This window comes from Vibrio sp. CB1-14 (assembly GCF_040412085.2).
Taxonomy (GTDB): Bacteria; Pseudomonadota; Gammaproteobacteria; order Enterobacterales; family Vibrionaceae; genus Vibrio; species Vibrio chaetopteri.
In genome coordinates this window covers 1,548,289-1,574,427 of record NZ_CP115921.1, presented here as the reverse complement: position 1 = coordinate 1,574,427, position 26,139 = coordinate 1,548,289, and the positions used below count along the sequence as shown (strand labels likewise).

Sequence of the window (26,139 nt, the reverse complement as noted above, 5' to 3'; positions counted from 1 at the left end):
TACCGATAAAACATAGGCGTCCAGTTTGCTGCACTAAATAACGCAATAGGCCTCAACAACGTTGAGGCCTATTTTTTTAATCGAATTATTCAAACCACTGAGTGAAATTAGGTTAAATCAATCGCGTGGGACATTGGTTAGCCATTGGCAACCTTCGACAACCTCTGGTTCTCGTCATTCAACAAGTACATCGATGCGTTTCGAGCATCGTCTGCCCTGCCCGACATAATCGCTTCGTATATTGCTCTATGTTCGTTTAGACAGAAGCGTCCACCCTCTGCGGATTCACCCAGAAACTGCTTAAAGATAGTTTCCAGTATATTGCCAAATGGTACGTAGAATTGATTTCCGGTAGCAAAAAAGATGGTTTGATGGAATAGATGGTCGTTGATGGTCCACTCTTGTTGATCGTTCGCTTCCGCGGCAAGTGTCATCTTTTGAAAAATTAGAGAAAGAGATTTGCGCTGCTCCGCTGTTGCGTATTTCGCGCATAATGCACAGGCTTCGGGCTCTATCGCTTTTCGTAAGCCAAGAAATTGAGACAGAAACAGTTTGGTATCTTCAAGGTCTTGAATCCAATGAAGCAATTGAGGATCGAGAAAATGCCACTCTGTCCTGGGTAGAACGGCCGTGCCTATCTTAGGACGTGATGCTATCAACCCCTTTGCCGAAAGTAACTTTGTAGACTCCCTCAAAGCGGTACGACTGACACCGAATGATTCACACAGTGACACCTCGTTCGGTAGTTTTTCACCTTCACTCAACTTTCCAGACAATATTTGTCTAGCAATCTGCCTGGCAACGTGAACATGAATCTTACGACTTGCATCTTCTACAAGTGAAAAAGTAGCCATATACTGCTCCGGATAAAAATTAAGATTTAGAAACCATTTTAAATAATACAATATTATCAAATCTATTGCTTTAAGACTTGATAAACTCTTCGCAGTTTCTGCCATTTCATTTGTATTGTGAGCTATACCATTCGACATTACGCGAAGAAACAACCACAAAGTTGACAACGGGAACCGTCACAAACGGCGCCTATATGGCTCCAGAAACAATAAAGGCTCTCATTGATGAGAGCCTTCGATAAAGACCAAGGTTAGCCTTTATGTTTCGCTTAGAAGCTGTACGTCAAACCGATACGGCTACGTAACTCACGCTTATCGCTAGTAGAACTCACGTTTACATCACCAAATTCAACAGATGGTGTCCACTGACCCAACTTCTTAGCGACTGTTGCATTTAGCTCATAGTTGGTGTTTTTGTTGTTGTATAGGTTGTAACCTTCTGCTTTGTAATAGTTACCTTCAAAGCCAAAACGCCAGTCATCTAGAGCGTAGTTGATGTTTGCTGTAATACGGTGACGACGCTCATCTTTGCTTGCGTTTACAACTTGATCATAGCCACCCTGGTCGTTCTCTTCGTACGACGTAGACTCATTAGTGTGTTTAATATCGTAGCGGTAACGAGCACTCAGGCTTAAGCCATCAATACTGTCAACTTGATAAGTCGCACGAAGCTGAGGCTTGTACGTCATGCCCGCACTACGACCTTCAATAGGCATACCGTATGTTAGAGTCCAATTGTCGTTCAAAACATGACGATAGTTCAAGCCAAGTTCCCAACCGTTGTTTTGCAGGTCTTCCATAAACTTGCCGTTTTGACCTTTGAACTTAGCTTCAATATCGACAAGGAAGTTGCCGATGTTATCCGCAAGCTTTACACGTGAAGCGTGCTGCTTAGTTTCGTTCTTATACTCATGACGTACGTTAAAAGAAGCTGCAGAAACGGCGGTTGTCGCAAGTAGAGTCGTAACTGCGATGGTTACTTTAGACAGGTTGTTCATATTCAAACCCTAATAGTGCTTGTGTTAATGTATGACAAATATATTAAGGGGTTTGAGAGAATTTATCTGTGATCTACATCACCAGGACTATGTGAACTAGCAGCTTGGTTCGTGCTTGAAACCACTAAATCAATCCGTTAATCACTGATAAATAGCGATATTTTAGTAGTTCCACCTACAAACCAACAATAATCAAGCTGATTTCAATTCTGTGATGCAATACATATTATGCCCTCTGCTTTACTTTTATTTGTAATATTTTATATCTAAGATAGCACTATTGTCATTTACAAAATCATTAAAAAACACACAATCAACCAACAAGCAACAGCTTTTGTAAGAAAGCCCGGTGGATACTGTTCACCGGGCTTTTTTCCTCACGAGTACAACAATATTCAACTAGGCTTAAGCTTTGAATGTGTCGACGAAAGGACAGGGGTTAACTGATGAGTCAGAAACTGAACAATGCGACCAATTTATACATGGAAGGAATCCGTGATGGGCATGCTCGGCAAGCCGTGACCAAATATACGGGTGCCCGTTATACCCAACACAGTACAGGCGTTAGAAGCGGCATAGAGGGCTTTGTTGAGTTTTTTGAGCCATTTATTGAACGGTGCCACGACCGCGACATACGCGTTGTTCGCTCGCTTGTCGATGGTCAATATGTGTTTGTGCAAGCGTATCAAAACATCAACAACGGCGAAGCATACTGGATAACCACCGATTTATTTGATACCGACAATAATGACAAGATAATAGAGCATTGGGATGTCATTTCCGCCTATGTAGAAAATGCAGACACCCAACGAGATCAAATAAGCGGCCCTACTGAACCCGGTGATATCGATAAGACCGAAGACAACAAAGAGTTAGTTAGAGACTTTTTGTGCGATGTGATGGTATTAGGTCGAAAAGAGAGCGCTAGCAGCTACGTCGATTTCACGAACCTTCCTATGCACGCTGCTTTAGATGTTGATCCGGCCGAGAAATATGTTGGGAGCTACGATCAGGTATTTAAAATTGTCGGCCAAGGTAACATGATTGTCGCCTATAGCCGTTTGCTTTATGAAAACACAGAAATAGCTCGCTTCGATATATTTCGCATAGAGAGCAAACAAATCGTCGAATGGTGGGTTAATCAGGAGCCCGTCCCTCCCAAAAGCGAATGGGTTAACGGTGGGAAGTTTTAACGCCCAATAACACCTTCAATAGCTGAGTGTCTGAATACAGTTACTTAAATGAAACTAGGCACACTACCCTTTCAAAAACTCAAGTTATATTGCAAACAAAACAAAACCCCCACTGATAGCATCAGCGGGGGTTTTATTTATTCGTTTCTTAGTGCGACATATAGCTCACACTAAGCAGCAACGATTACTTCTTTAGGTTAGTGAAGTAGTCGAAGATCACTGGAACATCATTTTGACCTAGGCCTGCATCAACAGCTGCTTGTAGGCTTGTAGAAGTACCTTGAGCGATTAGAGACTCAGTACCTAGCTCTTCACATAGAGCAAGGAAGTAGCCAAGGTCTTTGTTTGCGTTAGCAACAGAGAAACCTAGTTTTTCTTCACCGTCTACTGCGTAGAACTTACAGAACTGCATGAATGGAGAGTTAGATGGACCAGCTGACATAATGTCAAACAGTTGCTGGCCGTCAACGCCAGCTAGCTTAGCTACAGCGAAAGCTTGAGACATAGTTGCAACTGTCGTCATACCCATGAAGTTGTTAACTAGCTTAGTCACGTGACCTGAACCTAGTGCACCTAGGTGGAATACGTTTTCACCTTGCTCGTCAAGAACTGGCTTAACTTTGTTGAACGTTTCGATGTCGCCAGCAGCCATGATGTTTAGAAGACCATCTTTAGCGTGAGCTGGAGTTCGGCCTAGAGGCGCATCGATCATGCCAGCGCCTTTTTCTGCAAGAGCAGCACCGATTTTCTTAGTTGAAGCTGGGATAGAAGTACCGAAGTCGATTAGCGTTTTGCCTTCAGTCATACCCGCTAGGATACCAGCTTCGCCGTATACTACTTTTTCTACAACTTCAGACGTTGTTAGACATAGCATTACGATGTCACTTTTCTCTGCCAACTCTTTACCAGAAGTTGCTTCAGATGCATTACCACGAGCTAGAACAGCTGCAACGGCATCTTTGTTCAGATCCATAACGTTAACTTCGTAACCACGGTTTTGAAGGTTCTCAACCATGTTGCCGCCCATAAGACCCAGACCGATGAAGCCGATGACAGGTTTAGTCATGTTTAATTCCTCTTTACGTACTATTGTATTATTAATTAATGTAAAGCATATAGATAAGTGCGATTTAAATCAATCAAAAAACAACTTGAGAAAGAGTTTAAATAAGTAATGTGATATTGATTAGCTTAGCGAGTGGACAAACACTAATCAAAACTGTTGTGGCTACTGTTAATAGACAACTGAGAGGTAGATAGTTTGAGGGTAGATCGAAGTCAAATGTCGTCTTCACAAAGGATAGACAAGGTAATAACTGATTAGCGTACAGTCGTGGTGTTCTCAGTGAAAGTGTCGTCCATATGAACGACACTTTACCTAAATCACACTATTCCCAATCGAGAATAACTTTACCAGACTGACCGCTACGCATAACATCGAAGCCTTCTTGGAAGTCATCAACCTTGTAGTGGTGAGTGATGATTGGTGTTAGATCTAGACCTGATTGAATCAAGCTCGCCATCTTATACCAAGTTTCGAACATTTCAAGCTCAATCACCTGTTTTCCATTATTATTCAAAAGCCTATGAATTTGATCTTTTTCTTTGGGGCTAAATTGGGGCCATTTTCTGGTGCTATTTCAGTTGTAAGATCCTTTATCGTTTGTCTGATAAACGAATTTTGTCCCCTATCCCATCCCATTTAAGCTAGTCAACTACAATCTCACTGTTATCCTTATCCAAGGCTATGTCAATCGACGCAGAGCCCGCTCTAATGTTGAATGTGTGATTTAAATTTGGACTCCCAGGATTACAGGCGATTGCTAAACCGATGTAATGGGAGCCACTTCCATATGCAGCATCGATATCAATTGACCACTTAAGCTCCTGCTCATTGATCAACGCTTGTCGATTCGTCGGGTTCCAAGCTAGCTGATCCAGATAGTGTTTCGACAGCGACGTTAACCTCGTGGATGACTTATTACTGTTAATGAGTGACCCTCTACTTGTATATATAAAACTTGTAGCGCTCAAACGAAGGCTATCCCAATTCTTTACAGACTGCACCATTCGATAGTTAGGGTTAGTAGTAGAATCTATACTCATATCATGCAATCTCACCGTAATTACACCTTTGCGCTTAAAATCTGCATAAGGGATTCGGAGGTTGAACACTTTATAGTATTTAAAACGGTTATGCTCACCTCTTCGAAACGAGAAAATTATACCGTTAATGAAAGTGGTTCTTCTTGAGGTCAGGCCTACTGCACCTATCAGCTTTCCGACTTTTACCGTTCCTTCAAATGTACCAGTAACGCCGTAAATTTCTCCACCTATTATCCTTGGTGAGCGAATTTCGGTTCCTGCAACAATGTGATCCCCTCGAATAGTGCCGATTGCTATCAAGTCACCGTCAACTATGAGTTTTGGCTCAACCCATCTTCTACCATCAAACATCCTAGAAGAGGCTCTTGTTACAATAGATTCCTCCATCGCATAGACCGTTAATACATCGTCTCTGACTGGATCACGAAGAACATGAGAACGAAAAAGAGAACTCGCTAAACCATATGAAGGAAAGACACCTGTAGAAGTTTCAATACGATATATACCAGCACCGTCTATACCAAGACCATCATCTCCCTTGAATTTCGACCACAGATAATTGCTAGGAATTCTTGAAGGGTTATTGCTCGTTTTATTGTACGCAAAGCCTATATAGGATTTACCGAGTGGAAGAGCGGACATTCCATTTCCTTTGGCATCATCAGCATACCTTATCCAAGTATATCTCTCACGGGCATCTCTTCCTCTGATACCTTTCAAATCAGACACGCCACCCCAAGCTGAAGCCATCCCATTCGTGACCGTTCTGCTTTTCATAAAACGATCTCCTGGACGTGTTGGAAAATGCCAATTCCTACGGTCGGGACTAAACTGGAATTCGGTGTGAATAGTGTCTCCATCTTGTCCACGTTGTCCTTTAATGTCACTTAGACTAGAGACGCTATGGCCGTCAAGCAATTGGATCTGTCCCTTCACGACCAACGTTCGTAAATTGTTGTCCCAATATAAGTTTCGCTGCAGCGTGTGTGGGTCAGAGAAAGACACGTGGTCAGCCAAAAAGTCGACCGCACTGGCTGCACTTTCTGCAGTCACGGTCATTCCACTCACACGTCCTTCGTTGTTCACCACCAGTGCTGCTCTGTCTTCTAATAAAACAACACTAGCCTCATTGTACTCAACCAGTTCTTTTAACTCTTTTGCCCAATCAAGCTTCGGAATTTCCGACCCTATCAAATCTAAGATATCACTGGGCTGTAACTTAGTTTTGACTGACTTGGCAAATAGGCGACTCCTGCCCACAGCATTAACAGCCTCTACCCCATACCAATACGTAGTATCAGGTTTTCTTCCTTGGTGGTTTAAGATGTAGTTACGTCCGAGGTAATGGGTTCGCATGAGAACTTCCGTTCTATTTCTCCCAAAGTACCAGTCGTAGTTAGTACCTAACGTTTGAAAACCATTGAGTAGAGGTCTCGCCGTCACTGTATAATTCGTGGTCTCAAATTCGATCTGACTTGGAGTGAGTGGCGCAGCGATGGAAAAACTCGCCATACTCTCAGCTCCAAGTTGGTCGCCTCGATTTCTAGCGCGAACAAACAGATTGTAATTTCCCATAGGAAGAGCCCGAAAATGATGCTCGGTGTCGTTCGTCTCTGTGTTTAGATAGATCTTGTTATCTCGCACCAGTTTTAGAAGAAATGTTAACTTCTCCGGCGCCTGAGGCGTGTCCCACGTTACTCTCACCTGGAACAAATCATCATATTGCTCAGCCTCCACTTGCAAACGTTCCACTGGCGGGAGTGTAGTGCCATACTTCGTTGGCCTACTCGCTTCGAACTTTATTCCTTGTTCAATAATCGCTTGTTTCTCAGGGACGTGTTGCAACGCAGTGATGTTATACCCAGATTCGGTTTCAGTAATATCGATACATCGCCAAAGGGTAGGTTTCAACGACTGCGTAGACAGTGTCCAGGCTAACCAATCCTCAAGTCCTTCAGGTACATCGACTAAGACTAAAGTGTCCGGCTTTGGTTGAGAGGCGACTGCCACACGTTTCGCTTGCCCTTCACCATCGATATAACCAAGCCACGCCGATAGACCTTCCGTTTCAACTGGCCTATCTAAAGTTATCGTATTCCCTTCAATACTAAGCACACGTCCACCAATATTAGCGCCAGCACGTTCGTTATCCGCCACCTCTATGACATCCCCTGGTAAATGTCTAAGTCCCTCTCTACCAGTTGAAAATGTGACCGTGTAACGCTCAAGCTTCTCTGTGATTAATAACCATTTCCCCGCTCTAACCGCTTGTCCACGTGAGGTGCAACCAAAAGGCTTGATCGTTTTAGTATTCAGACCATATCGTATTATGGACTCATCATCACTGACATACTCCGTTTGTTCACTCCATCCATTATTAGGATCTTGCCACTTCACATGTACAGCGGTATGACGGGCCTTCTTAGCACTTGCTTGATAAACGAACTTTCCATCGACTACATTCGCATTGTTGTATCGATATACTGGATCGTTTGGTAAATCTGCCGAGGCGGACAAAACCATCCCATTCCAGATTGGCATAGCCCTAAAGATCGCAAACAAGTTGCTAAGCACCGAATGAGCAGAGTTAGGCTTGTCCAAATAAACATTGCAGGTCATTCGAGGTTCTCTACCACCAAACCCATCGTCGACCAACTCATCGCAATATTGAGCAATCTTGTAAAGTGCCCACTTATCCATCCCGTCTCTTCCTAGACGTTTGCCAAGACCAAAGCGTTCATTCGTCGCTAGTTCCAACGCAACCCAAGCTGGATTATTGGTCCAAGCTGTCTTAAATGACCCATCCCAGAAACCATTGTAAGCTCGAGTGCTTGGCGTGTAGTTACGTGGTACTCGAATCCTTATTCCACGACCAAGCACATTGATACGAGGTACACCAGAAAACTGCTGACTGTCCAACGTTAGTCCCAACACTGACGTGTTGGGATAGCACAGTTTCGAGTCTATAATCTCTGTATAGCTCGACCATAGAGTGTCATTATTGAGCTTTTGAGAGTTTGAATCCGGTGTCAACCGCGTCACTGTAATTTGAAACGGCACTTGCGGTAGGGAATCGAATACTACTGACTTCACATACTGAGAGGTTGTCTTGCCTTTAATGACAACTGTTTTTTGTTCGCCGCCACTTAAAGCGACTTCTAGCTGTACAGTCGTACCAAAAGTATCACCTCGATCATTGACGCTTCTAAGTGCTGTCACACCCAACGTGACTCTAATCCGATCTACTAATGGGTTGGTGACCGTTCTGACAATTGGATTCGCCTTTTTTACCTTTGTACCAACGACGAGTTCCGATTCAAGCTCTGAAAACTCTGAGAGAGGTGCTTGTGATTGGGTTCCGGCTGTCCATTGCGCATTGACCCCTCTAAAGTTCAAGGAACCGTCATCGTTCATGATCGGCGTATCGTTTAAGTAGAGAGATCGAAGACCTCGTACTGGCCCTTCGACCTCGCCCTCACTCAGCAAATGAATAACTGACAGGATTTGCTTTGACTTCAGATTATCCGGCTTCTCAGAGGGTACGTGTTGACGGCCACCGCCACCTTTACCCATGCTACTCCGTCCTCAAACCTTGACTAAGTATCTTTCCGCCAATCATACACTCCCCTATTAGAACCGGTACGCAGCCACCCTGAGCAACCTGATTTTGTAGTGATGTAAAGTACTGGTTCGTTTGCCCATTGTTCACGGTGTCTCGGTCTGAGAGATCTGGTACATCAGTCAGCATCGTGGCAACACCTGACAACACCATTGACGCACCTGCCGCTGCCATACCGGTTGAGAGAGCTCCCCATGCAGCCAATGACGCCCCACCAGTATAGAACGCAGCTACAATCAACACAGCTCCAGCAACCACTTGCCAAACCCCTCCTTTTTGTGCCGCCGTCACAACTGGCAACACGTGAATCACATCTTTCTGGCCTATCGGTTTGAGTACCTCGTCAAACATTGAGTCAGCCATTACATCATGCCGTTTAATTCTCACTCTATATTGGCCTTTAGCCATGTGCCCTTGTAAATCAGGAATTTGCACCAGCAGTGCCCTTAAAGCTTCGCTCGTCGTACTAACTTCTAACTTGAACCTGCGACCAAATCGTTGTAAATCCCCATAAAATCTGACGATTGCCATCGTTCATATCTCCAAATCGAATGTAAATGGTAGTACCAATAACCACCAAAAGACTGGCGGTTTGAAAGCCGGTTTGGGCAGTGATGAAGGAGTTCGTTATCGCCCAAATAGACGGCACAGTGATTTGCCTTATCGCTAGCTAACTGGATCATCAGAACATCACCAGGCTCTGGATTTTTAACTTGGTAGAAGCCATGCTTGGGCAAGTTGTCGATATATAGGTTCTGTCCTTTCTGCCACCAATCTTCCTCATAGCGAAAATCAGGCAACGTATGCCCAGCTAACGCGTAGGCGTCTTTCATTAAGGTGTAGCAATCAAGTTGTCCAAAATCGAACTGGCGCCCGAGAAGATGAGGAACACAAGGAAACTCAACGAGGCCACGACTTGAGACTAACCACCAGGGTAGACTAGTCTGTTGCTGTGCTTGTCTATCAAGAGGACTTAATACCGCTGCCCCATCAGGGTGAGAATGAACTAAGGCAACGACATCTCCAAGGTCCTCAGCATCTATCCAAGCCTTTGGATCGAACACCGCATGTTCTTTAGGATTTTTGCCATGTTCTTAACGGGAAAGAACATTTGTTTGCCATTCACAAGCAGTACAAAGCCACACATTTCGGCCGGTGCCAACTGTGCTGCGTAGTTGAGTATTTGTTGTTTCATCGGATAGTAGTGGGAAATCCGCCAAAAGGTAGCGGACTATTAGCACCAAATCGAAGCTTGCAACTACCAAGCCTTTTGCCGCATTTGTCTTTGTTTAGATCTGTTGTAGGTCTATCGTCTTCATCTGCTACCGCTCCACCAGAATAGCCACAGTCATTATCTCGATATTGCCAAGAGCAAACATCCGTGGTGATCATCCGTGCTGGTATGATTGCTTTGTCTGTTTCACATGGCAGTGCCATTTCAAAAGAAGCTGACATCGCATCGATATTAACGAGGCGCTCTACGACAAAGCGAGAGACGACCTCCTGAGTCTCGTCGGCGTCAGAGTTCCCTTCCGGAAAGTTGACCGAATCAAGATGATGCAAATACATCTGGCGTCTTGTTACGATGGCGCCGACAAGCTCTTCAAATTCTAGAGTTAAGCCGGTAAGCAATCCATTGATATTAGCTAACGTTAACTTGGGGCGTGAAGACGTTCCCCTGCCTTTCAAGTCAAAACCAGAGCCTTTAACTGGATAAGGGCGATAGCTCTTTCCCCGCCAGACTAGAGTCTCCCGTTTGGCGTTTGTTCCATTGTGAAAACGAAAGACCTCTCCGCCTAACTGCGTGATATCAACGTCGTATAGCTCCAACAAAGGCGCTTGTTGTAGTTTAACGGACTCAGATAACATTTTTTGTGGTAGCACGTGAATACCTCTATTGAGAATTGAGAGCACGAGGCCTATTTAGCGACTGTAAATGGAGTTGACTTTGACAATTTTGAAAAGCGTAGATTAGTATCCGGATTGAGGCGTCGAAACCTCTTACAAAAGACGGACTATACCAACCCCGTAAGTGTTGGCTTTAGCCTGTTAAATGGTCATGCTCCCTAGCCTAATCCTATCAATTGAATTATGTCGGGAGGGCGACGAATAAAACACCCTCCGGGGAAATAAGTCCGCGGTATCTTTTGGCCGTTTCGAACCTCCTGACACTTATCATTCGCGATGAGTGCTTTTTCGAAAAAGCAAAAGGAGTTAACAATGCCAAAATTAACCATCCTCTCAAACCGAATTATTCGATCTAAAGAGGACTATTACTCCCTAGATGATATCCATCTTGCCAGTGGTGGCAGTAAACGGTACAAGCCAGAACTCTTCCTTGAAACCAAACAAACACTGCAACTGATAAAGGAAATCGAGCAATGTGAGAGTTCTAACTTGGTTGCCAAAACGCAGGGTGGCGGTAAACACACCGGAACTTGGGTTAGAAAAGAACTAGTCTATGCCTATGCTATATGGATAAGCCCTAAATTTCATCTTCTTGTAATTCGCGCTTTTGACGACCAACTCATTACAAGTCGTAAGCCTTACTCCCAAACCAAAACGATTGAGCTTCCGGACGTCTTCCACCAACGTATTCTACTTACCGTAACGGAAGGTAAAATTACTGAACGAAGACTGCTAAGCGGAGAAGAGCAAGTGATGAACAGAAAAGCGTTTATCAACTATTTCAAGGAACCGGATGTTGCATTTAATGATATTGACCAGTTGACTGAGTTGTCACGAATAGTCAATGAGAGGATTTGTATTGCGATAACGAGATAAATTAGCATGCGGGACAAGCAGTCCCGCTAATCTTACAATTCTCGAATTTCTGTGTTTTCAAAACTAGTTAAATCAAAGTTAATATAACCCATTGCTGAGTGAACCACCAAACGTAGTGATAGCCACCATGCATAAATAGAAGAACTAGAGGAGGAAGAGTTATCACATAGTAACCCGTGTGCTGCTTCATTCCTCAAGTTAGGACCAAGGGCACTTGTAAACAGTAATTTGATTTCAAGCCAAAGATCCTGACCTAAAATACTACGAGACTGGTCTAAATCAATTAACGTACTTAGCCCATTCTCATTTTCAATTCCGTCTCGATCTAGGTTGGTTGTTTTAACACCAGCATTCTTCAGCAAAGTTCTAACTATATGTTCTATTTGTGGGGATAAAATATGTATAGCACTTCCAAACTCGAGCTCAAACCCCAACCATAAACCTAATCCCATTAGTCGAGACCGCTCATCTGATATCAACGGTGATGCTTGACAAAGTTGAATCAGGAACTCTTTTGAAACTGTATGCTCTAAAAGAATTATGTTGAGCGCCGGCTTTATAGTCGCATAAACAACAAACTCAGTTTCGAAATCGAATATCTTTTGCATTTCTCTATACAAAACAGCTTTATTGACTGGGTTGTCCTCTCCTAAGTCAAATGTCAAAGGTGGTGTTTTTGCAATAACTCGACCGTCTTGACTCATATGAGTCGAGCCCATCATTGCACCCAGTGGATTGTCACGCATGCTCTGCTTTGTCAGTTCTAATGTTTTATCATAATTACTTACTCTGGCTAAACCAGAGAAATACACAATCGCTTCAGATAATTCAGCCTTTTTACTAACATGTTCAGTTGCTCTTTTGACATCGTCAGATATATCTAGACCAGGGCTCGTTATTACAGCCATCTCTTCAAGTGAATCTTTCCCAGAGATGGTCATTTTCTTACGAATCGCTTCTATTCTTTCTTCTACATTGTGTCCACTTCGAAGTTTTTTGGGAATTCGACGATATGCTTGAACTGCACTCTCATAAAACGAATTAGCTACCATATTACTATCTGTAATACGAGAATCCGCTTCTTTTTCATAACAATCCGCTATATAAACAAGCGAATTAAGATAGTCTTCTTCCCGTTCACAATGCTCATATTTAGTACTTGATAGCTTAAAATAAGACTCTGACGACAAAAAATCGTTCTTCTCGAACAATGCTAGCCCTTCATCAAATAATAGATCTGCCACCTCATCGATAAAATCCGAATCTAAATGAAGCCTACTCATTAGGTCAGCAACCCAGAGCTTCATGAATTTATGACTAGGGTATTCTCTATTCAAACAGGCGAATAGTTTACTCTTTACGTGCTTCACAAGAGCTTCGTCTCTAAGTTGAAGACTTAAACGAGCCGCGCGCTCCCAGCATAGTTTAGCATCTCGGTGCCAAAAATCTGGCTCTGCTGGGATCAATATATAGCTCGATATTGCCGCATGAGCGAACTGGCGTTTCCTTGGTTTTTTCGCAAACCATAATATTTCCGCCAGTCTGGATTGAAGCCAAGGCTCGGTACCATGTTCAACTACCTTTTCGAAAAACTCTAACTCGTATTCTGTAAAGTCCTCAATCGAAGTAGTGCGCCCTGATCCATCGACTGCTACGTAATAAGGTTTTAGTGGAGCATTCTTGCTCTCAGCCTCCAACTTCATACCCATTGCAGCGGCCATTAATTTTAAAATGCGACTTTGAACAATCAATTTGTTATCTAGTTTTTGTTTGGATAGTTTTTCCAAAGAGCTTGCAACGGACGAAAACCCGTGATGAGAATTGGCGCAAAAATCATACGACCAACGACAGTTCAAAAAATCCTTCAGTTCATACTGAACGGATGGATTATGTATAACAGCAAAAGCGTTCAGCTTGAGTTTTGACCAAGCTAACATTTTTTTCGCACGTCGCCTTTTAGTATCTCTGCGAGCTTTTACATTACTGTTAATTTTTCCAAGTCTCATACTCGTAGACACTCCATGCACTTACTATCGCCATTTATCACATATAGAGCATTGTTCCGACTGTTTATTTACAACTCAAAACTCTCTAATAATGAGCTGTAGTCATCTGAAATATAAAACTCAACTCAAATAAGCATTTTTGCACATAGTAGCATATCTAAACTTGATGTAGTATTTGCAGCTCATTAACCAATCACCTCTTCAAATATACCTGTAAGTTCTCCCTTAACTCCTGTTTCAATAACTCTCCAACGCTTACAAACGACCGTCCGTTCCACAAACTCACCAAACGGTACAAACAAGAACGCCTCTACCGCTCCTCTGTCGAACAGAAAATCATCAACACCCTTAATAATCTCAGAATTGTCTCTAAACGTTGCGGAGTAAGTTCTTAACTTGTAGTTTATTCCATTCGGCGAACGCTGCTGATAGCCATCACCAAACTGCACCAATTTGATTTTTGGTTCGCATATACGGCTAAAGCCAGCAACTGGTACCCAGTTAAATCGTTGCATTAAGTAGGCCTCCCGGTCTCAAATTGTCCACTAATTCCTCTTTCACTACGGTTCGAAATTGGCGTGCAAGATGGTGGATCGATTCTGTATCGAGATTCTGTTCTGCTGACATTGTCACATTAAGGTTGATGTCCCTCACTGAACTGGCACCAGGCCTCACCGATTGGAGGATGTCATACATTTTGTCCAACTTTTCAGCGGCTTGATTGGTGTAAACGCGCTCGCCCTTTTCAAGCAACCATGTTCCTTCTTTGGGGACCGCACTGATCCCTTCATGAGCCATCCCTGCCAACCCACTCGCCGCTGCAGCGGTGGCTGCAGCGGCTAAAGGTTCTGTGAAAGCCATCGACGCACTCGCGGCTGCTGGAGCCATAGCTGGCCCTGAATAAGGAATCGCTGCCGTGGATTTGTAGGCATTGATAGCAGCCACTTTGGAGGCTGATTCAGCCTCTGCCGCAACCTTCACCACTTGGTTCGACACGCCTTTAGTAAACATGGCCTTTTCTATTGCCCACAACACCATTCGTTGGGCAATGATTTTGCCAATAGCGGCTATCATCGACTGAGCCATTCCTCTGGCCATACTGGCGAACGCATCGCCTACTGATTCACTTTGCATGACAGCCGACGCAAAGGCGCTACCAAAGTTTGTGGTGAAGTTGTCGAAGGTCTTGCTCCAGAGCTCATCGGTATTGTATGCCGACTCTTGCATAGTCGTAGCATAACGATCCCAAAAATGTTGGTTCTCTTCTTCCAATGCTTGCTGTTGGCGTTTGGCAAGCTCAAGACGCTCATTGCCGTAGTGTTGTTGAATATCTTTAAGTGCAGTCTGATAGTTTTCTTCTGAAACCAGCCCATCACGTTTCACTTTGGCCAAACGCATGGCTTCATCCATATATTTGGCATTAAGTAACTCACTTTCTGCCATTGTTCTACGAGAGAGATCTTGCAGCCAGTCCTCCGTCGTTTGTTGGTTACGCGATCGTTCTCGCTGTGCCGTTGCTTTGTCTCTTTCCTCCTGAGCTTTCACTCTCGCTGCAACTCGTGCGGCCTTCTCCTCAGCAGCTTTTTCCTCCGTTGCTCTCTTTTCTCGCTCGCGTTCTTTTTCACGTTCGGCGGCGGATTTTTGCATCGCGCCCTGCGCCGCCTGCTCCTCTTTGAGACGTTTATCACGCTTGGCTTTAAGTTCATCCAAACGTGTGCTGATTTCCGTTAACCTGCGTTGGTCATTAAACCAATCACTTTTGGTGTAACCGAACAAGCTGCTTAATTTGTTCTTACCACCCGCCTTTGCCACCTCTGCGTTCATTTCAGACAAAACTTTGGCTCGTTCAGACATTAAATCCAGTGCTTCATCTGTCGTTGTCGGTGCAAAGAAATCTCGCACGACAAGAAGCCCTTCATTAAGCTCATCAACTACATCCTGAACGACTGGTTTTATTCCAGACCATTTGGTAAACGCTTCAAATACTTCATCTACATATTGGCTAAATAAGTCCATAGAGCCGATTAGCCCTTGCGACTCAGCGCCACCAGCCCCAGCACCTTTGCCTAGTTGCTTTTCCAGCTCTGCGAGGATAAATTGTTGCGCTGAGGCGACGTCTCCCGCGTCTTCCATTGACTTCACCATGTCTTTTTGAGCCAGAGTAAAAGAGAGACCAGCCCGCCTTAAAGCAGTCATGCCTTCTGAGGGCATCTCCAACGCTTTACCCAGTTGTTTCGACGCACTGACTATGTCTGTATTGAGCACGCTGGCCATACTTTGGGCCAAATAAATACTTCGTTCAAACGTCTTATTTTGATCGTTCATTACGGAACGAAAGGTCAGCATAACTCCAATGGCTTTACTTGCCTGCTCAGTATTAGTGAGTGTCGCTTCTGCTACTTTTCGAGCCAACATATCAAGCTGCTCTACCGTATAGCCACTAGCATTCCCGGTAGCCCTCAATAACTGCTCTTGTTGCAACATTCTTCGCTCAGATTCTGCTAAAACAGGCAGACCCGCTGCGATGGAACCTATAAACGCCGTTGCCGCTAATCCAACCGCACCGTAAACCACGCCTAGTTGTGAAACGGAACCGACGAGAGTGTCAACCTGACCAACTGCATTACCCAGAGGTCCTGGTAACGAAGAAGCCGAATTGGCTGCCTTGCTGAAACTACTACTAAGTTTCTTATTGCTCCTTTCAGCCCCCTTCGCTTTGCTTCCATAGTCTTTGACCGCTTTGCCACTGCGATTAACCTTACGATCAAGATTGGCAGTGTCGGCATCTAAGGTTGCGATTAGGTCGATGAAACTCTGTGCCATAACCATTCCCAATAAAAAAGCCACGCTCTCAATGCGTGGCCTGTCGACTATAAATTGTCCTACTTAGTCTTTGTAGTAGACTCCACGGCTGGTTTCTATCCAGAAAATCCTTAAGTTGGGCCTCTTTTTAGGATAAATATACCCTTCTAGCTTACCGCTTGAGGTCACTTTACAATTACTCTTCCGCATCGCACTTTTTGTGCTGAAACCCTCTTTCTCATGAAGCGTTTTGAAGCGATAGCCCAACTCACCACATCTACTATCGGAATATGGTATTGTGTAATAACCATCAAAGTTATTATTTGAAATTACAAAGTCTTTTTTTGAGTCAGGAGCAAGAGCACCAATGATATACAGGGTGACCATCGCAAGCGTCACTAGCAATAACATGTACTTGATTATGTTCCAGAGTATTCTCATCGCTTAGTTCCCGTCATTACAGTTAACTAATCTTAAACTTTATTCATTTTCAAACCCAATTGATATGGACGCCCTCTCCTTCAAGACCTGATTGACCACACTTTGTTGCATAATGTGACGGTTATTTGATTTGGTTTCCCGCCATTCGAAGTCGTTGGCGGTTACTGGGGTTGGTAACCTCCCGCTGGCATTGAGGACACCCGCATTCAATTGCTGCAGCAACCTTTCTTGGTTTCGATGCGTTAGGCCATTTTTACTCAGGTACGAGAGCCACCGGCGATATTGGGAGAGGGATATCTCACTCAGTAATCGCTCTACGTCGATTCGTTTTAGCTCCAGGGCCAGATCGTGCGCAAACGTCCAAGCCGCCTCCAACGCTTTCCCAGCTTCACATCCCCTGTATCCTCGTCAGGTACCTCTTCCCCTTTATTCAGCTCTGTGAGCATGTCATAAGCGACTGTCAATGCGCGATGTGGCCACTCCGTTTTCACCAAGGTTTCTAACGACACTACGCTTTCCTTACAGGTATGATGTAATGACAACGCCAAGCTATGAGCCATATTGTCTAATGTCATTCGTTCAAGCTTGACGAGATACTGCTGCTTCTCTTCTGTCGTCGCCTCCCCCTCCATGGGCTCGGTTTGATGACGTACGGCGTGTTCGAGATCGTGAATTCTATCGAGGGCCGTAAACTCGCTCAGGGTGTAGGAGCGCTCCCCAACTTTCAAGCAAGCGGTCTTTAAGAAGGTCATGAAGAGGAGCTCGATTGAGAGGTGGAGCGAGTGGGTTGAGTCAGAGCGGAACGAAGAAAGTCTTCAGCCAGTTTAGGACGACCTTCAACTGCCACCGTAATATCACGCTTCATATCCGCAGAATTTTCGATGGAACTTGGCGCACCTAAACTGCTCATTGGTCCAAAGTACATATTTACCACGTATTGGTTTGGGTCTTCGGTTGGAGACTTCACGCGATACCAGTTTTTTTCCACTTCACCATTCGAGACATCGTAGATATCGACCAATCGCTGCTGAACGGCTAACCCTGGTGCGTAACCAATCTGAAAGGACAAGTCGCCCGCGTCTTTACCTCCAGTCGATTTGGTCGTATACCCGTCAGGATTATCCAAATAGATTTCCGCGTTCACCTCTTTGGTCATAGTGACTGGTGTAATACCCGCCAAGTAACCAATGTGGTCCCAGTTCGCATCGTTAGCCTCTCCTGCAGAAAGCGCGGTTTCTATCGACACATTTTTCTTTAACACACTCACGATATTGCCTTTCCCCGCGACGGGGATCATGCCGTAATTACTCATTGTTCACTCCAATCGGTAAATATGGTTAAGGTGCAAGGCTCGATAAACCCCATCCTCGCTCCGTTCGTATCGGAAACCACGTCGATAAAGCGTGGCCAGCCCCTCGATGCGATGAGCAACAGGCATAGCCAACTTGATTTGCTCACCCATTTCATCCAACAACGCATCCGTGGTACCCGTCCCTAAATAAATGGAAACCTGTAAGACACCTGAGTATTTCTCACCGCTTTCCATATACTGGCTGTCCAACTCGCCGTCCTCCAGATAGACCATCAATAATGGGGTTTCCTCAACCGAGACTATTCGCCAGTCGTCCAATGACGTTTTGAATAGATTGCCTGGCAAGTTCTCAGTGAGATGCGCCAATACGCCACTTCGCAATGCCTTGTTTTGTTCCATGGTTATCGCCTTTTCATTTTCTCGACTTCTCGAATCAGGTGCGTCGCCAATTCTCGTGGAAAGATCTGGTTATAGGCTCTGCGCACATTGCTTCGATAGGTGTTGAGAGTTGAATGTTGTATGTTGAGTTTGACCGCCTCCAGTGGATAGCGACCTTTCCCTTTGCGCTGAAGAACCAAGGTTCGATCCAAGGTCGTCGTTTGATACGGCTTTTTACCTAATTGCCGCGCTCCCTTTTTGATATATCGTCCATACCCTTTACTGCCATCGGCAACGAAAGCACCGCGAAAACGATGTCGGCCAACACTCACCCCCTTCCTCGTCTGACGCACTTTGCCTAATCGGCTCGCCATCAGCGGCGCCAATCTCACTTTGGTCTTACGCGACGGCGAACGAGCCTTCGCTTTCTTGATGGGCTGGATACGTGGTCGAATCGCTTTTTGGGGCACCTTCTCTGCTTTTGCGATGCCTTTGATGGTATGACGCTCTGACACCCTCCCGACCGCATTGATGCTCCGATAAACCGCGTTCGGTACCGCTGTTTTTGAGAGTTGTGCGAGTGTTTTGGTCGCCGCATCGATTTGAGCTGAGAGGGGCGCTCGTTGATGAAATTTCGCCATCGGCATGCCTATCAATTAGGGATGGGCTCGTATTGCACGACCACTTTGTAGTTCGCTCGAAATGACGGCACCACACATGCCGCAATGTTCCCGCTTTCCAAAAAAGTAATCACCTCGTTGGGGCTGGCTTGTACACCAGAGTTCGCTTTGAAAATCAGGTAATAGCTCGATGCCTGCATCGCCTCTAGTGAGATGGCGTTTTCTTCTCGGAGGGCCAAGTAAGGGCCTCTTTGTCCTATCATCACGCGCTCTCCATGCGTTTCCCAAATCACGTCTTGAGTCCTAGCGACAATATCATCAACATTCATGGTGGCCCCTAAGCCAACAGCGTCCTTTCAGTAATAAGAGACGCCAAGGTTAGTTAGAAGAGTGAACTTCACAGATAAGCTGTGGGTTTCGTACAATAGGGAGGTAGATAGCGCGAGAGCGGATTTCTAATCCCTCATCGTGCTTTTTCGGTTCGGTGGTGATGTAACATTCACGATTTTTGGTACCGCCGCTCAACACATCGGCGGGTGCTCGTAGCATTGAGAACAACCCCGACTGGACATTCGGATAGCTGGCGCCCTTCTCCACCACTTCTTCCACTTCATCTGCAATGAAATCAACCCCACAAATCTTGATTCGATTTGGGTCATCCGCCCATTTCACCAGTAGCCTTGGGTGAAGCTCCGCGCCATAAAACTCGACCACGGACTGATGCGTGAGCACTTTGTAGATCATGTCTGAGCCAATGCGAACGGTGGTTCCGCTTTGAAGCATGTGACCGTAGTCTTTGCAAAGCTCTCGATTTTTCTTAGCAAGATCTTGCAACAGCTTAGGGATATCTGTCGTTGCCGTCCCTAACTTCAGATCCAGTCGACGCTGGGTCGTGCCCATCACACGATGAAGATTAACAAGCACGTCGCCTTTCTTGTTTTTAATGATGCCTTTCAGCGCAGAATACGCCGTAAAGGCGGCGGTATAACGGTGGTTAGCCCGATGTTTTCCCATGTGCGACTTAGTCAGAGTGGCCAAATCTTGGGCCTGAACCTTTTTGTTTTTCAGGGATTTGATGCGACTGAGATCATCAGGAACGATGGCACTATCAAACGGGTAACGGATCAGTACGACAGGCACCGCTTCTTCCGGGTTATGCGTATCGATATTTGGGTGTTGTCCAATTTCACCAGGCATCAATACTTGGAGGTAGTGACCCGATTTCACCAACATGACCGTGCGGTGTTCTACGGGATCAGTAATGAACATATCGAGTACATCTGACTCAATCGGTGTTGAGTAGTTGTACGCGGTGGTTAAGTTATGAAGCTGGAACGCTTCATGGTCAAAAATCTGGTCCATAACGCAGGTTACCTTTTCGAAATGAGTGTAGGAACGCGACGCGTTCCAAGTGAGTTATCGTTACGCTTGCTTAATGAAGAGGAACTGGCTTTCAAGATGATCAATCACATCCTGTTTGTCTCCGTCACTCATGCCCGTCGGCCAATGCAGGTACAGATCGTTAAAGACCGAGTTCGCCCAGTACACCTGACCTTTTTGCATGTGGATACCATACGCTTGACTGGCATCCCATGACGCCGTGGTCGGGTCTATCTTTGCTCCGTGTTTGTCCACCAGAGTCCCCATCGGCCACTGGGCAGCCGCAGAGATAGTTTTGTTGCACATCTCCCCTCGTTCATGCGTCCAGAGCAAGATGAGCGAGTGTGAGACGGGTTTAACGATGGAATTAATCATGAGTTAGGCTTCCTTTATCAGTTGGGTCATGTCGAAGGTGTTGTCTTGATCTTCTAGGTTTGAACTCAGCGATAACGTTTCATCTCGCTTAGCGGCTTCGGTTTTAATTTTCTCCTTAGCGGTGACTAAATCGGCCCCTTGAACCACCAGCTCAGCGGCGATATCGCGCACACCGGCTGACTCGGCAAGCTGATCGACTTGTTTAAGAAGGCGGAGTTGGTTGTCTCCTAACGCTTTCGCATCGGCCTGGATTTGTTCTATCTGTTGGGAGAGCTGTTGGTTGGTATGGTGAAGCGCCTGCATGTCTTGCTCATGCTCGGCGTGAAGCTCAGCGACGATCCGCTGATGCTTGGCGGTGGACATCATCATTTTGATTTCCTCTTCGGTTTTGATGCCATCAATCAGCCCTAGCTCGAGCATTTTGTCGGCGCTGAAGATATTGGCTTGAAGGGCTTCGACGTCCTCAGGTTTGAGGTGTCGCGCGTCTGCCACACGCTCAAAGAACGTATGAGCGGTCTCGGTAATCAACGTTTGCCAGCGCTTAAGCTCTGACTCGGTCATGGACAGGTAAGGCTGACCGTCCGCTTTGGCCTCACCCGAGGTGATATAGTGAACTTTGGTCTCGCTCTCACAGCGCTCTTCCCGGCAATAAATGGCCCCGATGGAGCCACCTACACTGTGGGGTGTCATATAGAGCTCGGTGCACTGACTCGCGATGGCGTAATTGGCAGAAAAAGAAGCGCCGTTGATAAAGCCAATGATGGGTTTGGACTGTTTTACTTCGCTCATGTAATCGAGTAGATCAAACAAGCCGCTTCCTTCCCCTCCCGGTCCGTCAAACTCAATCAGGATGTGTGTGATCGCCTCATCGGCCACCGCCTCGGCAAGATCAGCCCGAATGTCCCGGTAGCAGCGAATCACGTCACAATTGGCATCCACACCTCGAAACCGATGGGTCGTGGGACCAAAAACGGCCAAATGACAGAGGGAATCGTCTCTTGAACGCGCCCCCACAGCGCCTTCCGCTAGGAACTGTGTGGGGTGTTTGTAGTAGTCGAGAAGGGCGTGGTAGTAAGACTGATGGGCATCAGTCGTCATCATCATCACTTGGCTCGTCAGTAACTGCAATAGGTGTCTCATTGGGAATAATTCCTCTCTCTTCGACAGCCTGTTTGCTGCGCTGGACGCTGTCTAGGTGTTGCTCCAACGTGCTGCCACGTTGGTTGGCGATTTTCTCCATCGAAATAATGTCCAACTGCAATTCTTGGGCAAGCGCCTTCGCCGCCTTAAGTGGGTCGATTTCTTCCCACTCCGGCCACACCCATTGCGGGGTAATATAGGGATAAGGGTTATCAAAAAAGGCCGTGAGTTCAGGCTCTGGCGTAAGGTGATACCCTTCACAGAACCACCGAATCACTTTATTGAAGGCAGGCTCAAGGTAGATGGTTCGAAACTGAGCGATAAACCGGCGGTGGTTGATCATCCCTGCTCTTATCGACGAGTAATTGACCTGCGTTAAGTCACCCGTGAGCATTTCAAAAGGGATCCCAAATAACCCCGAAATCATTCTCAGCACTTGGTTGTTGTGCTCTTGGTAATTTCCGGTGATTTCAGGTGGCGATGCGGTTTTTATGTCTTTAACGCCATTCAAGACCGTCAGATCCCCTGCTCTGACGATGAGTTTTTCCTTCTCCGTCTGTTGGCCAGGTGCATGTCCATGCGGTTGTGGCTCCGCCTCTTTCAAGGCATAGACTTGTTGCCCTTGGCGCTTCATACGGGATTTAATTTCGACGGTTTGGTTATCCTTGTATTGCTTCGCAAAATCGGCGCCTGCCGTGATCCATGGCTGTGCACCCGACTGCCCTGGATGAAAGACATCGCGTATATCAATCACATCCTCGACAGGCAGCCAGTTCACGTCCGTGTCTGAAAAATCGGGGTGGTCTTTAGGGAGTTTGAAGAAAGCGTAGCGCTTCGCTTTCCCATTCTTCGCGTAGTGGATACCCCCTCGTATGTAACCATTGCGCCCAGGTTCTTCGAGTTCGCTCGCCATACCGGTTGGACTCACCACTTCGAGCTGCAAGGGAATGAAATTGGTGGTTCGGCGCCGCACGATAAAAGCGCGACCTTCCACGATGGCCGTCATAATTGCGAGGGCTTGAACCCCGGCAAAGTTTGCGTACCCAGAGAAATCACAATAATGCGTCCAGTGTTTAAACGCCGTAACGAAGGCGTCGGGGTACACACTAGGGTCAAACACTGGCGTCGCCCCATTGCCAATACAGCTGGCCCGAAAACGCGTCGCCCCAATACGTACGACGGGGTTGTTTCTCAACAAGTGATGGCTAGCCTTGATCTCTTTGACAAGCGCGGTTTCACTGCGAGTGTTGTCGTGCGATTGCGCATCAGAAAACAACGGAGACTCTGCGGTCGTGGAATAACTCAAAACTTGATCTCCACTTCAATGCTGTCCATCAGTGGCAACGGGTTCAGCGACTCTTGCATCGCTCGCTCGATGTGTCGTAGTTCGGTTAGATTGACTTGCGCATACTCGAACGCATTTTTAAATCCATCACTGGTGACGTATTCAACTTTGACTTGACGCTTCCCTTCAATCAGTTCGGTAATGGCCTGTTGAACCTTGTCGAGGTTGGCTTGGCTGGCGTAGATGGTCATCAGTAATTCTCATAGTCAGAGAGCTCATAGCCATCGTGATACGACTCGAGCTCGTCAGATTGGGCTTGCTCTGCATGAAGGTGACGCAACCCGAGCGGCCTATCAGGACTGGCAAGACGAATGGTGGGTCGCAAGTATTCATACAGCCAGAGAAAGTACACCAGTAGATCCCAGGGCTCGTTGCGCTTGTGCCCGGGTTTGATGTCCCATTTCACATTGCTCCCACTGCCAATCAGGTGCTCCGCCGTTAGCATTTGGAAGTAATCAAGGTTGAACGACTCAGTATTGGGATAGTGGACGTAATTCTTGCCAAACTTAGTAAGGTTTAATCGTTCAGCGGCTTTGTTTTTCAGTTGGTGAACATTGATGGTTCGATACTCACACCCCACCTCTTTGTGCACGCTATAAGACAACGTGAGGTCGGTTTTAAATTTGTTTTTGCCATAGGCATCGCCTCGAATGGCGTAGAGCCACCCTTGATAAGGCGCCACAAACTCAAGCATGGCCTTCCAGGCATGGCCATTACAGTCCATCACGACCGCATAGGCGACCAGCTGCCGACCATCCACCTGCGAAAAGGGTTGGGTCAGCTTTTCTATCAGGTGGGTTTGTGTCTCCTCCTCTTCAGGATCGCCATGGACGGCACCGTAATCCAAGGCCCACGTTTCCCCATTTTCCCCTACGGCCCAAAGGTGATATTCAAATCGGTACTTTTGCGTATCAACCGACCCAAGAATGCATCGAGTCGCCTTGGGTAACTGACTCTCGGGATTAAAGAGCTCCCTTCGGATGTAGAGTTGTTCAAAACCTTTCAGCTTGTAGTGTTCACCCGCATCCGAATACGGAACGCCGCACCTGGTATTCATGAACGTCTGCATTTTCGCGCTGTCTTTCTTGGCCTTCTCGTATTCAGCGGCGATCGAAGCGAGGGATGTGTTTGGGTTGTCATTGTAAGCCGACCAAATGTGCCAGCTGGCGTTAACCTTATCTCGTTCGTTTTTGTCTCCGGGCTTGCCACAAATAGCACAGAGGGCCGTGCCTGTATGGTCCCATGTTTCGGGTACCTGATGCGTGTCGCAACAGGTGAATTCACGTGTTGCTCTCCACTCGCCTTGATTCAGGATGCCGTGCTTATGGTGTTCATAAATCCCTTCTCCACACGCCTCACAGACGAAATGAGCAGACTTAAAGTCATTGGCATCGTAGCGAAAATTGTCGAGTTTCAGTCTCTGCTTATGTTGGCAGTGAGGACAAGGCACATAGAAATATCTCTGATCACCGAGTTTGAATTCCCGGCTGATCTTGCAGGTGCCTTTCTCTTTGGGGGTAGAGCCCATGACGATTTTTCGTTGTGCTTCGGTTTCAGTTCGTACCATCGCCAAGTCAATAGGGTCACCTTCCCCATCGACGTTATCCGGATACCCAGACACCTCATCAAGAAACAGATAGCGAATGGTTGCCATTCGAAATGAGTTAGCCGAGGTGGCCCAAACAATACCGAGTTCTCCACCAAGGAAACTCTTCTCTTTCGCGGTGTTTTTGCCGAAAAGTTGCTGACGAACGGCTGAACAATGGTTAAGCACCTTCCCGACTTCATTGGCCGAGAACTTATCAGCATCGTTCTCTGTGTTCTGAGCAATCATGATATTGCCGGGATCGTTACAAATGATCCAACCCACGGAGGAGTTCATAAAGATAGCGTAACCAACACGCGCACTTTTCTGAAGAACACTGGTTTCGATGTAGGGATGTTCGAGGGCTTCTAACCACGCCCGTTGAAAGACTTTAGGTCGATAGATCTGCGCATGAGGATTCTCGTTCTCAATCGTCCAATCCACTATCCTCTTCTTCTTCAACGGCACAATAATAGTGCGAATAGCGCTCGAGTATTGTCTCGATAACTTCTTGAAGTTCATCAGCGCCCTTTTCCCCTAAGCGTTCAAGCGCTTCCCGCACGACTTCCTCTATCTCCTTGAGCAGCTCTGGCTCCACTTCCGTTCGACGCTGAATTTCAGAGGGTAGTCCCATCAACTTGTTTCTGCAGAATGACAACGGGCCGTTGTAAAGCTCAATCATGGCTTCAGCGGGTACAAGTTCACCAACCGCTTGCTGGTTTGCGAGTTTGAGTTTAATGGCGTGCTGTTTGTCCTTTTCGGCTTTCCAATCGACACCTTCCGTTGACGAGTGAATATCACTGTGACTGTTTCCGGTCTTTCCGGATCTTTTTTGCGCGCTAAGATCCCTTATTTGGTTCGATTGAAAACGTACATACACGCGAATTGACGCTTTTACATCTACTTTGCCATCGCCCGTCATTTCAGGCTTGAAGCCTTTTTGCTTCGCGTTGTAGACCGTTTTATTGGAAACGCCCAACGCCATCGCCAATGCTGCTTCAGTCATAGTGAACAACCCCGAAAAACCGGAACCGGTAAGAGCAAAAAAAATTAAAAAAAGTTGTCTGAGCCCGGGCGTTTCCCCCCCGTAGAAATTGCCCCCTAGGCGAGAAGTACCTTAAGCCTCAAGCCGCTCTATAAGCCTCTGTTATTGAAGCATTTAAATGAAGACCTCACCTTCAATGCTGCTAGTGGCGTCAAC

At 46.1% G+C, this 26,139-nt stretch carries 24 protein-coding genes and 1 pseudogene; 2 read left to right on the top strand and 23 right to left on the bottom strand.

Translation table 11 applies throughout. The features are described 5' to 3' along the window. Positions 1-137 precede the first annotated feature (137 nt). Positions 138-854, bottom strand: coding sequence for a FadR/GntR family transcriptional regulator (locus tag PG915_RS22875; RefSeq protein WP_353499265.1), 717 nt, complete (start codon positions 852-854; stop codon positions 138-140). Between the two features lie 269 nt (positions 855-1,123). Further along, positions 1,124-1,852: an oligogalacturonate-specific porin KdgM family protein gene (locus PG915_RS22870; RefSeq protein ID WP_353499264.1), complete on the bottom strand. Its 729-nt coding sequence runs from the start codon at positions 1,850-1,852 to the stop codon at positions 1,124-1,126. A 446-nt stretch (positions 1,853-2,298) separates the two neighbouring features. Here PG915_RS22870 and PG915_RS22865 point away from each other — a divergent pair, with 446 nt between their 5' ends. Continuing rightward, a complete protein-coding gene (locus PG915_RS22865) occupies positions 2,299-3,045 on the top strand; it encodes a nuclear transport factor 2 family protein (protein ID WP_353499263.1) in 747 nt (248 codons plus the stop codon). A gap of 184 nt (positions 3,046-3,229) precedes the next feature. Here PG915_RS22865 and PG915_RS22860 read toward each other — a convergent pair whose 3' ends face one another. The 6 genes and pseudogenes from PG915_RS22860 to PG915_RS22835 form a co-directional block, all read right to left on the bottom strand. After that, positions 3,230-4,111, bottom strand: a complete 882-nt coding sequence (locus tag PG915_RS22860) for an NAD(P)-dependent oxidoreductase (protein ID WP_353499262.1) — start codon at positions 4,109-4,111, stop codon at positions 3,230-3,232. A gap of 322 nt (positions 4,112-4,433) precedes the next feature. Next, positions 4,434-4,595: pseudogene (tdh, locus tag PG915_RS22855) on the bottom strand (L-threonine 3-dehydrogenase); the annotation flags it as partial. Between the two features lie 157 nt (positions 4,596-4,752). Continuing rightward, positions 4,753-8,724 carry a host specificity protein J gene (locus PG915_RS22850; protein ID WP_353499261.1) on the bottom strand — a complete coding sequence of 1,324 codons (3,972 nt, stop codon included), beginning with the start codon at positions 8,722-8,724 and terminating at the stop codon, positions 4,753-4,755. 1 nt (position 8,725) lies between these two features. Further along, positions 8,726-9,133, bottom strand: coding sequence for a hypothetical protein (locus tag PG915_RS22845; RefSeq protein WP_353500214.1), 408 nt, complete (start codon positions 9,131-9,133; stop codon positions 8,726-8,728). Positions 9,134-9,243: 110 nt separating this feature from the next. Continuing rightward, a complete protein-coding gene (locus tag PG915_RS22840) occupies positions 9,244-9,834 on the bottom strand; it encodes an NlpC/P60 family protein (RefSeq protein ID WP_353499260.1) in 591 nt (196 codons plus the stop codon). A gap of 127 nt (positions 9,835-9,961) precedes the next feature. Then, entirely contained in the window at positions 9,962-10,654 is a 693-nt protein-coding gene (locus tag PG915_RS22835; protein ID WP_353499259.1) for a phage minor tail protein L, read from the bottom strand. Positions 10,655-10,990: 336 nt separating this feature from the next. On the opposite strand from PG915_RS22835, the gene PG915_RS22830 reads away from it, so the two are divergent. Next, complete coding sequence (locus PG915_RS22830; RefSeq protein WP_353499258.1) at positions 10,991-11,554, top strand: KilA-N domain-containing protein; 564 nt, start codon at positions 10,991-10,993, stop codon at positions 11,552-11,554. Between the two features lie 32 nt (positions 11,555-11,586). Here the strand turns inward: PG915_RS22830 and PG915_RS22825 are convergent, their stop codons facing one another. The 15 genes from PG915_RS22825 to PG915_RS22755 all read right to left on the bottom strand — a co-directional run bounded on the left by PG915_RS22825 (position 11,587) and on the right by PG915_RS22755 (position 25,944). Then, positions 11,587-13,560: a DUF4209 domain-containing protein gene (locus PG915_RS22825; protein WP_353499257.1), complete on the bottom strand. Its 1,974-nt coding sequence runs from the start codon at positions 13,558-13,560 to the stop codon at positions 11,587-11,589. A gap of 185 nt (positions 13,561-13,745) precedes the next feature. Further along, positions 13,746-14,075 carry a phage tail protein gene (locus PG915_RS22820; protein ID WP_353499256.1) on the bottom strand — a complete coding sequence of 110 codons (330 nt, stop codon included), beginning with the start codon at positions 14,073-14,075 and terminating at the stop codon, positions 13,746-13,748. Next, the gene (locus tag PG915_RS22815; RefSeq protein ID WP_353499255.1) at positions 14,062-16,383 is read right to left on the bottom strand and encodes a phage tail length tape measure family protein; all 2,322 of its coding nucleotides are present in this window, start codon (positions 16,381-16,383) and stop codon (positions 14,062-14,064) included. The genes PG915_RS22820 and PG915_RS22815 overlap by 14 nt, the downstream gene beginning before the upstream one ends. A gap of 749 nt (positions 16,384-17,132) precedes the next feature. Then, entirely contained in the window at positions 17,133-17,555 is a 423-nt protein-coding gene (locus PG915_RS22810; RefSeq protein WP_353499254.1) for a phage minor tail protein domain-containing protein, read from the bottom strand. Further along, the gene (locus PG915_RS22805) at positions 17,552-18,115 is read right to left on the bottom strand and encodes a phage tail tube protein (RefSeq protein WP_107307544.1); all 564 of its coding nucleotides are present in this window, start codon (positions 18,113-18,115) and stop codon (positions 17,552-17,554) included. The genes PG915_RS22810 and PG915_RS22805 overlap by 4 nt, the downstream gene beginning before the upstream one ends. A 3-nt stretch (positions 18,116-18,118) precedes the next feature. Further along, positions 18,119-18,514, bottom strand: a complete 396-nt coding sequence (gene gpU / locus PG915_RS22800; protein ID WP_353499253.1) for a phage tail terminator protein — start codon at positions 18,512-18,514, stop codon at positions 18,119-18,121. A gap of 2 nt (positions 18,515-18,516) precedes the next feature. Beyond that, positions 18,517-19,134 carry a phage tail protein gene (locus PG915_RS22795; RefSeq protein WP_353499252.1) on the bottom strand — a complete coding sequence of 206 codons (618 nt, stop codon included), beginning with the start codon at positions 19,132-19,134 and terminating at the stop codon, positions 18,517-18,519. An 11-nt stretch (positions 19,135-19,145) separates the two neighbouring features. Continuing rightward, the gene (locus tag PG915_RS22790) at positions 19,146-19,442 is read right to left on the bottom strand and encodes a hypothetical protein (protein WP_353499251.1); all 297 of its coding nucleotides are present in this window, start codon (positions 19,440-19,442) and stop codon (positions 19,146-19,148) included. 49 nt (positions 19,443-19,491) lie between these two features. Beyond that, positions 19,492-20,475, bottom strand: coding sequence for a major capsid protein (locus PG915_RS22785; protein WP_353499250.1), 984 nt, complete (start codon positions 20,473-20,475; stop codon positions 19,492-19,494). 60 nt (positions 20,476-20,535) lie between these two features. Beyond that, positions 20,536-20,799, bottom strand: coding sequence for a hypothetical protein (locus tag PG915_RS22780; protein ID WP_353499249.1), 264 nt, complete (start codon positions 20,797-20,799; stop codon positions 20,536-20,538). A 72-nt stretch (positions 20,800-20,871) separates the two neighbouring features. Beyond that, positions 20,872-22,008, bottom strand: coding sequence for a S49 family peptidase (locus PG915_RS22775; protein ID WP_353499248.1), 1,137 nt, complete (start codon positions 22,006-22,008; stop codon positions 20,872-20,874). After that, entirely contained in the window at positions 21,956-23,203 is a 1,248-nt protein-coding gene (locus PG915_RS22770) for a phage portal protein (protein ID WP_420884638.1), read from the bottom strand. Before PG915_RS22770 ends, PG915_RS22775 begins: the two co-directional genes overlap by 53 nt. Before the next feature lie 107 nt (positions 23,204-23,310). After that, complete coding sequence (gene gpW / locus PG915_RS22765; protein ID WP_107307552.1) at positions 23,311-23,544, bottom strand: gpW family head-tail joining protein; 234 nt, start codon at positions 23,542-23,544, stop codon at positions 23,311-23,313. Next, positions 23,544-25,382, bottom strand: a complete 1,839-nt coding sequence (locus tag PG915_RS22760) for a terminase gpA endonuclease subunit (protein ID WP_353499247.1) — start codon at positions 25,380-25,382, stop codon at positions 23,544-23,546. The genes gpW and PG915_RS22760 overlap by 1 nt, the downstream gene beginning before the upstream one ends. Next, entirely contained in the window at positions 25,366-25,944 is a 579-nt protein-coding gene (locus tag PG915_RS22755; protein WP_353499246.1) for a hypothetical protein, read from the bottom strand. The genes PG915_RS22760 and PG915_RS22755 overlap by 17 nt, the downstream gene beginning before the upstream one ends. Positions 25,945-26,139 lie beyond the last annotated feature (195 nt).

What these genes read in the sequence shown, in the direction of transcription:
- PG915_RS22875 (WP_353499265.1), bottom strand. Translation starts at nt 854, where the DNA reads ATGGCTACTTTTTCACTTGTAGAAGATGCAAGTCGTAAGATTCATGTT.
- PG915_RS22870 (WP_353499264.1), bottom strand. Translation starts at nt 1,852, where the DNA reads ATGAACAACCTGTCTAAAGTAACCATCGCAGTTACGACTCTACTTGCG.
- PG915_RS22865 (WP_353499263.1), top strand. Translation starts at nt 2,299, where the DNA reads ATGAGTCAGAAACTGAACAATGCGACCAATTTATACATGGAAGGAATC.
- PG915_RS22860 (WP_353499262.1), bottom strand. Translation starts at nt 4,111, where the DNA reads ATGACTAAACCTGTCATCGGCTTCATCGGTCTGGGTCTTATGGGCGGC.
- PG915_RS22850 (WP_353499261.1), bottom strand. Translation starts at nt 8,724, where the DNA reads ATGGGTAAAGGTGGCGGTGGCCGTCAACACGTACCCTCTGAGAAGCCG.
- PG915_RS22845 (WP_353500214.1), bottom strand. Translation starts at nt 9,133, where the DNA reads ATGGCTGACTCAATGTTTGACGAGGTACTCAAACCGATAGGCCAGAAA.
- PG915_RS22830 (WP_353499258.1), top strand. Translation starts at nt 10,991, where the DNA reads ATGCCAAAATTAACCATCCTCTCAAACCGAATTATTCGATCTAAAGAG.
- PG915_RS22825 (WP_353499257.1), bottom strand. Translation starts at nt 13,560, where the DNA reads ATGAGACTTGGAAAAATTAACAGTAATGTAAAAGCTCGCAGAGATACT.
- PG915_RS22820 (WP_353499256.1), bottom strand. Translation starts at nt 14,075, where the DNA reads ATGCAACGATTTAACTGGGTACCAGTTGCTGGCTTTAGCCGTATATGC.
- PG915_RS22815 (WP_353499255.1), bottom strand. Translation starts at nt 16,383, where the DNA reads ATGGCACAGAGTTTCATCGACCTAATCGCAACCTTAGATGCCGACACT.
- PG915_RS22810 (WP_353499254.1), bottom strand. Translation starts at nt 17,555, where the DNA reads ATGACCTTCTTAAAGACCGCTTGCTTGAAAGTTGGGGAGCGCTCCTAC.
- PG915_RS22805 (WP_107307544.1), bottom strand. Translation starts at nt 18,115, where the DNA reads ATGAGTAATTACGGCATGATCCCCGTCGCGGGGAAAGGCAATATCGTG.
- gpU (WP_353499253.1), bottom strand. Translation starts at nt 18,514, where the DNA reads ATGGAACAAAACAAGGCATTGCGAAGTGGCGTATTGGCGCATCTCACT.
- PG915_RS22795 (WP_353499252.1), bottom strand. Translation starts at nt 19,134, where the DNA reads ATGGCGAAATTTCATCAACGAGCGCCCCTCTCAGCTCAAATCGATGCG.
- PG915_RS22790 (WP_353499251.1), bottom strand. Translation starts at nt 19,442, where the DNA reads ATGAATGTTGATGATATTGTCGCTAGGACTCAAGACGTGATTTGGGAA.
- PG915_RS22785 (WP_353499250.1), bottom strand. Translation starts at nt 20,475, where the DNA reads ATGGACCAGATTTTTGACCATGAAGCGTTCCAGCTTCATAACTTAACC.
- PG915_RS22780 (WP_353499249.1), bottom strand. Translation starts at nt 20,799, where the DNA reads ATGTGCAACAAAACTATCTCTGCGGCTGCCCAGTGGCCGATGGGGACT.
- PG915_RS22775 (WP_353499248.1), bottom strand. Translation starts at nt 22,008, where the DNA reads ATGAGACACCTATTGCAGTTACTGACGAGCCAAGTGATGATGATGACG.
- gpW (WP_107307552.1), bottom strand. Translation starts at nt 23,544, where the DNA reads ATGACCATCTACGCCAGCCAAGCCAACCTCGACAAGGTTCAACAGGCC.
- PG915_RS22755 (WP_353499246.1), bottom strand. Translation starts at nt 25,944, where the DNA reads ATGACTGAAGCAGCATTGGCGATGGCGTTGGGCGTTTCCAATAAAACG.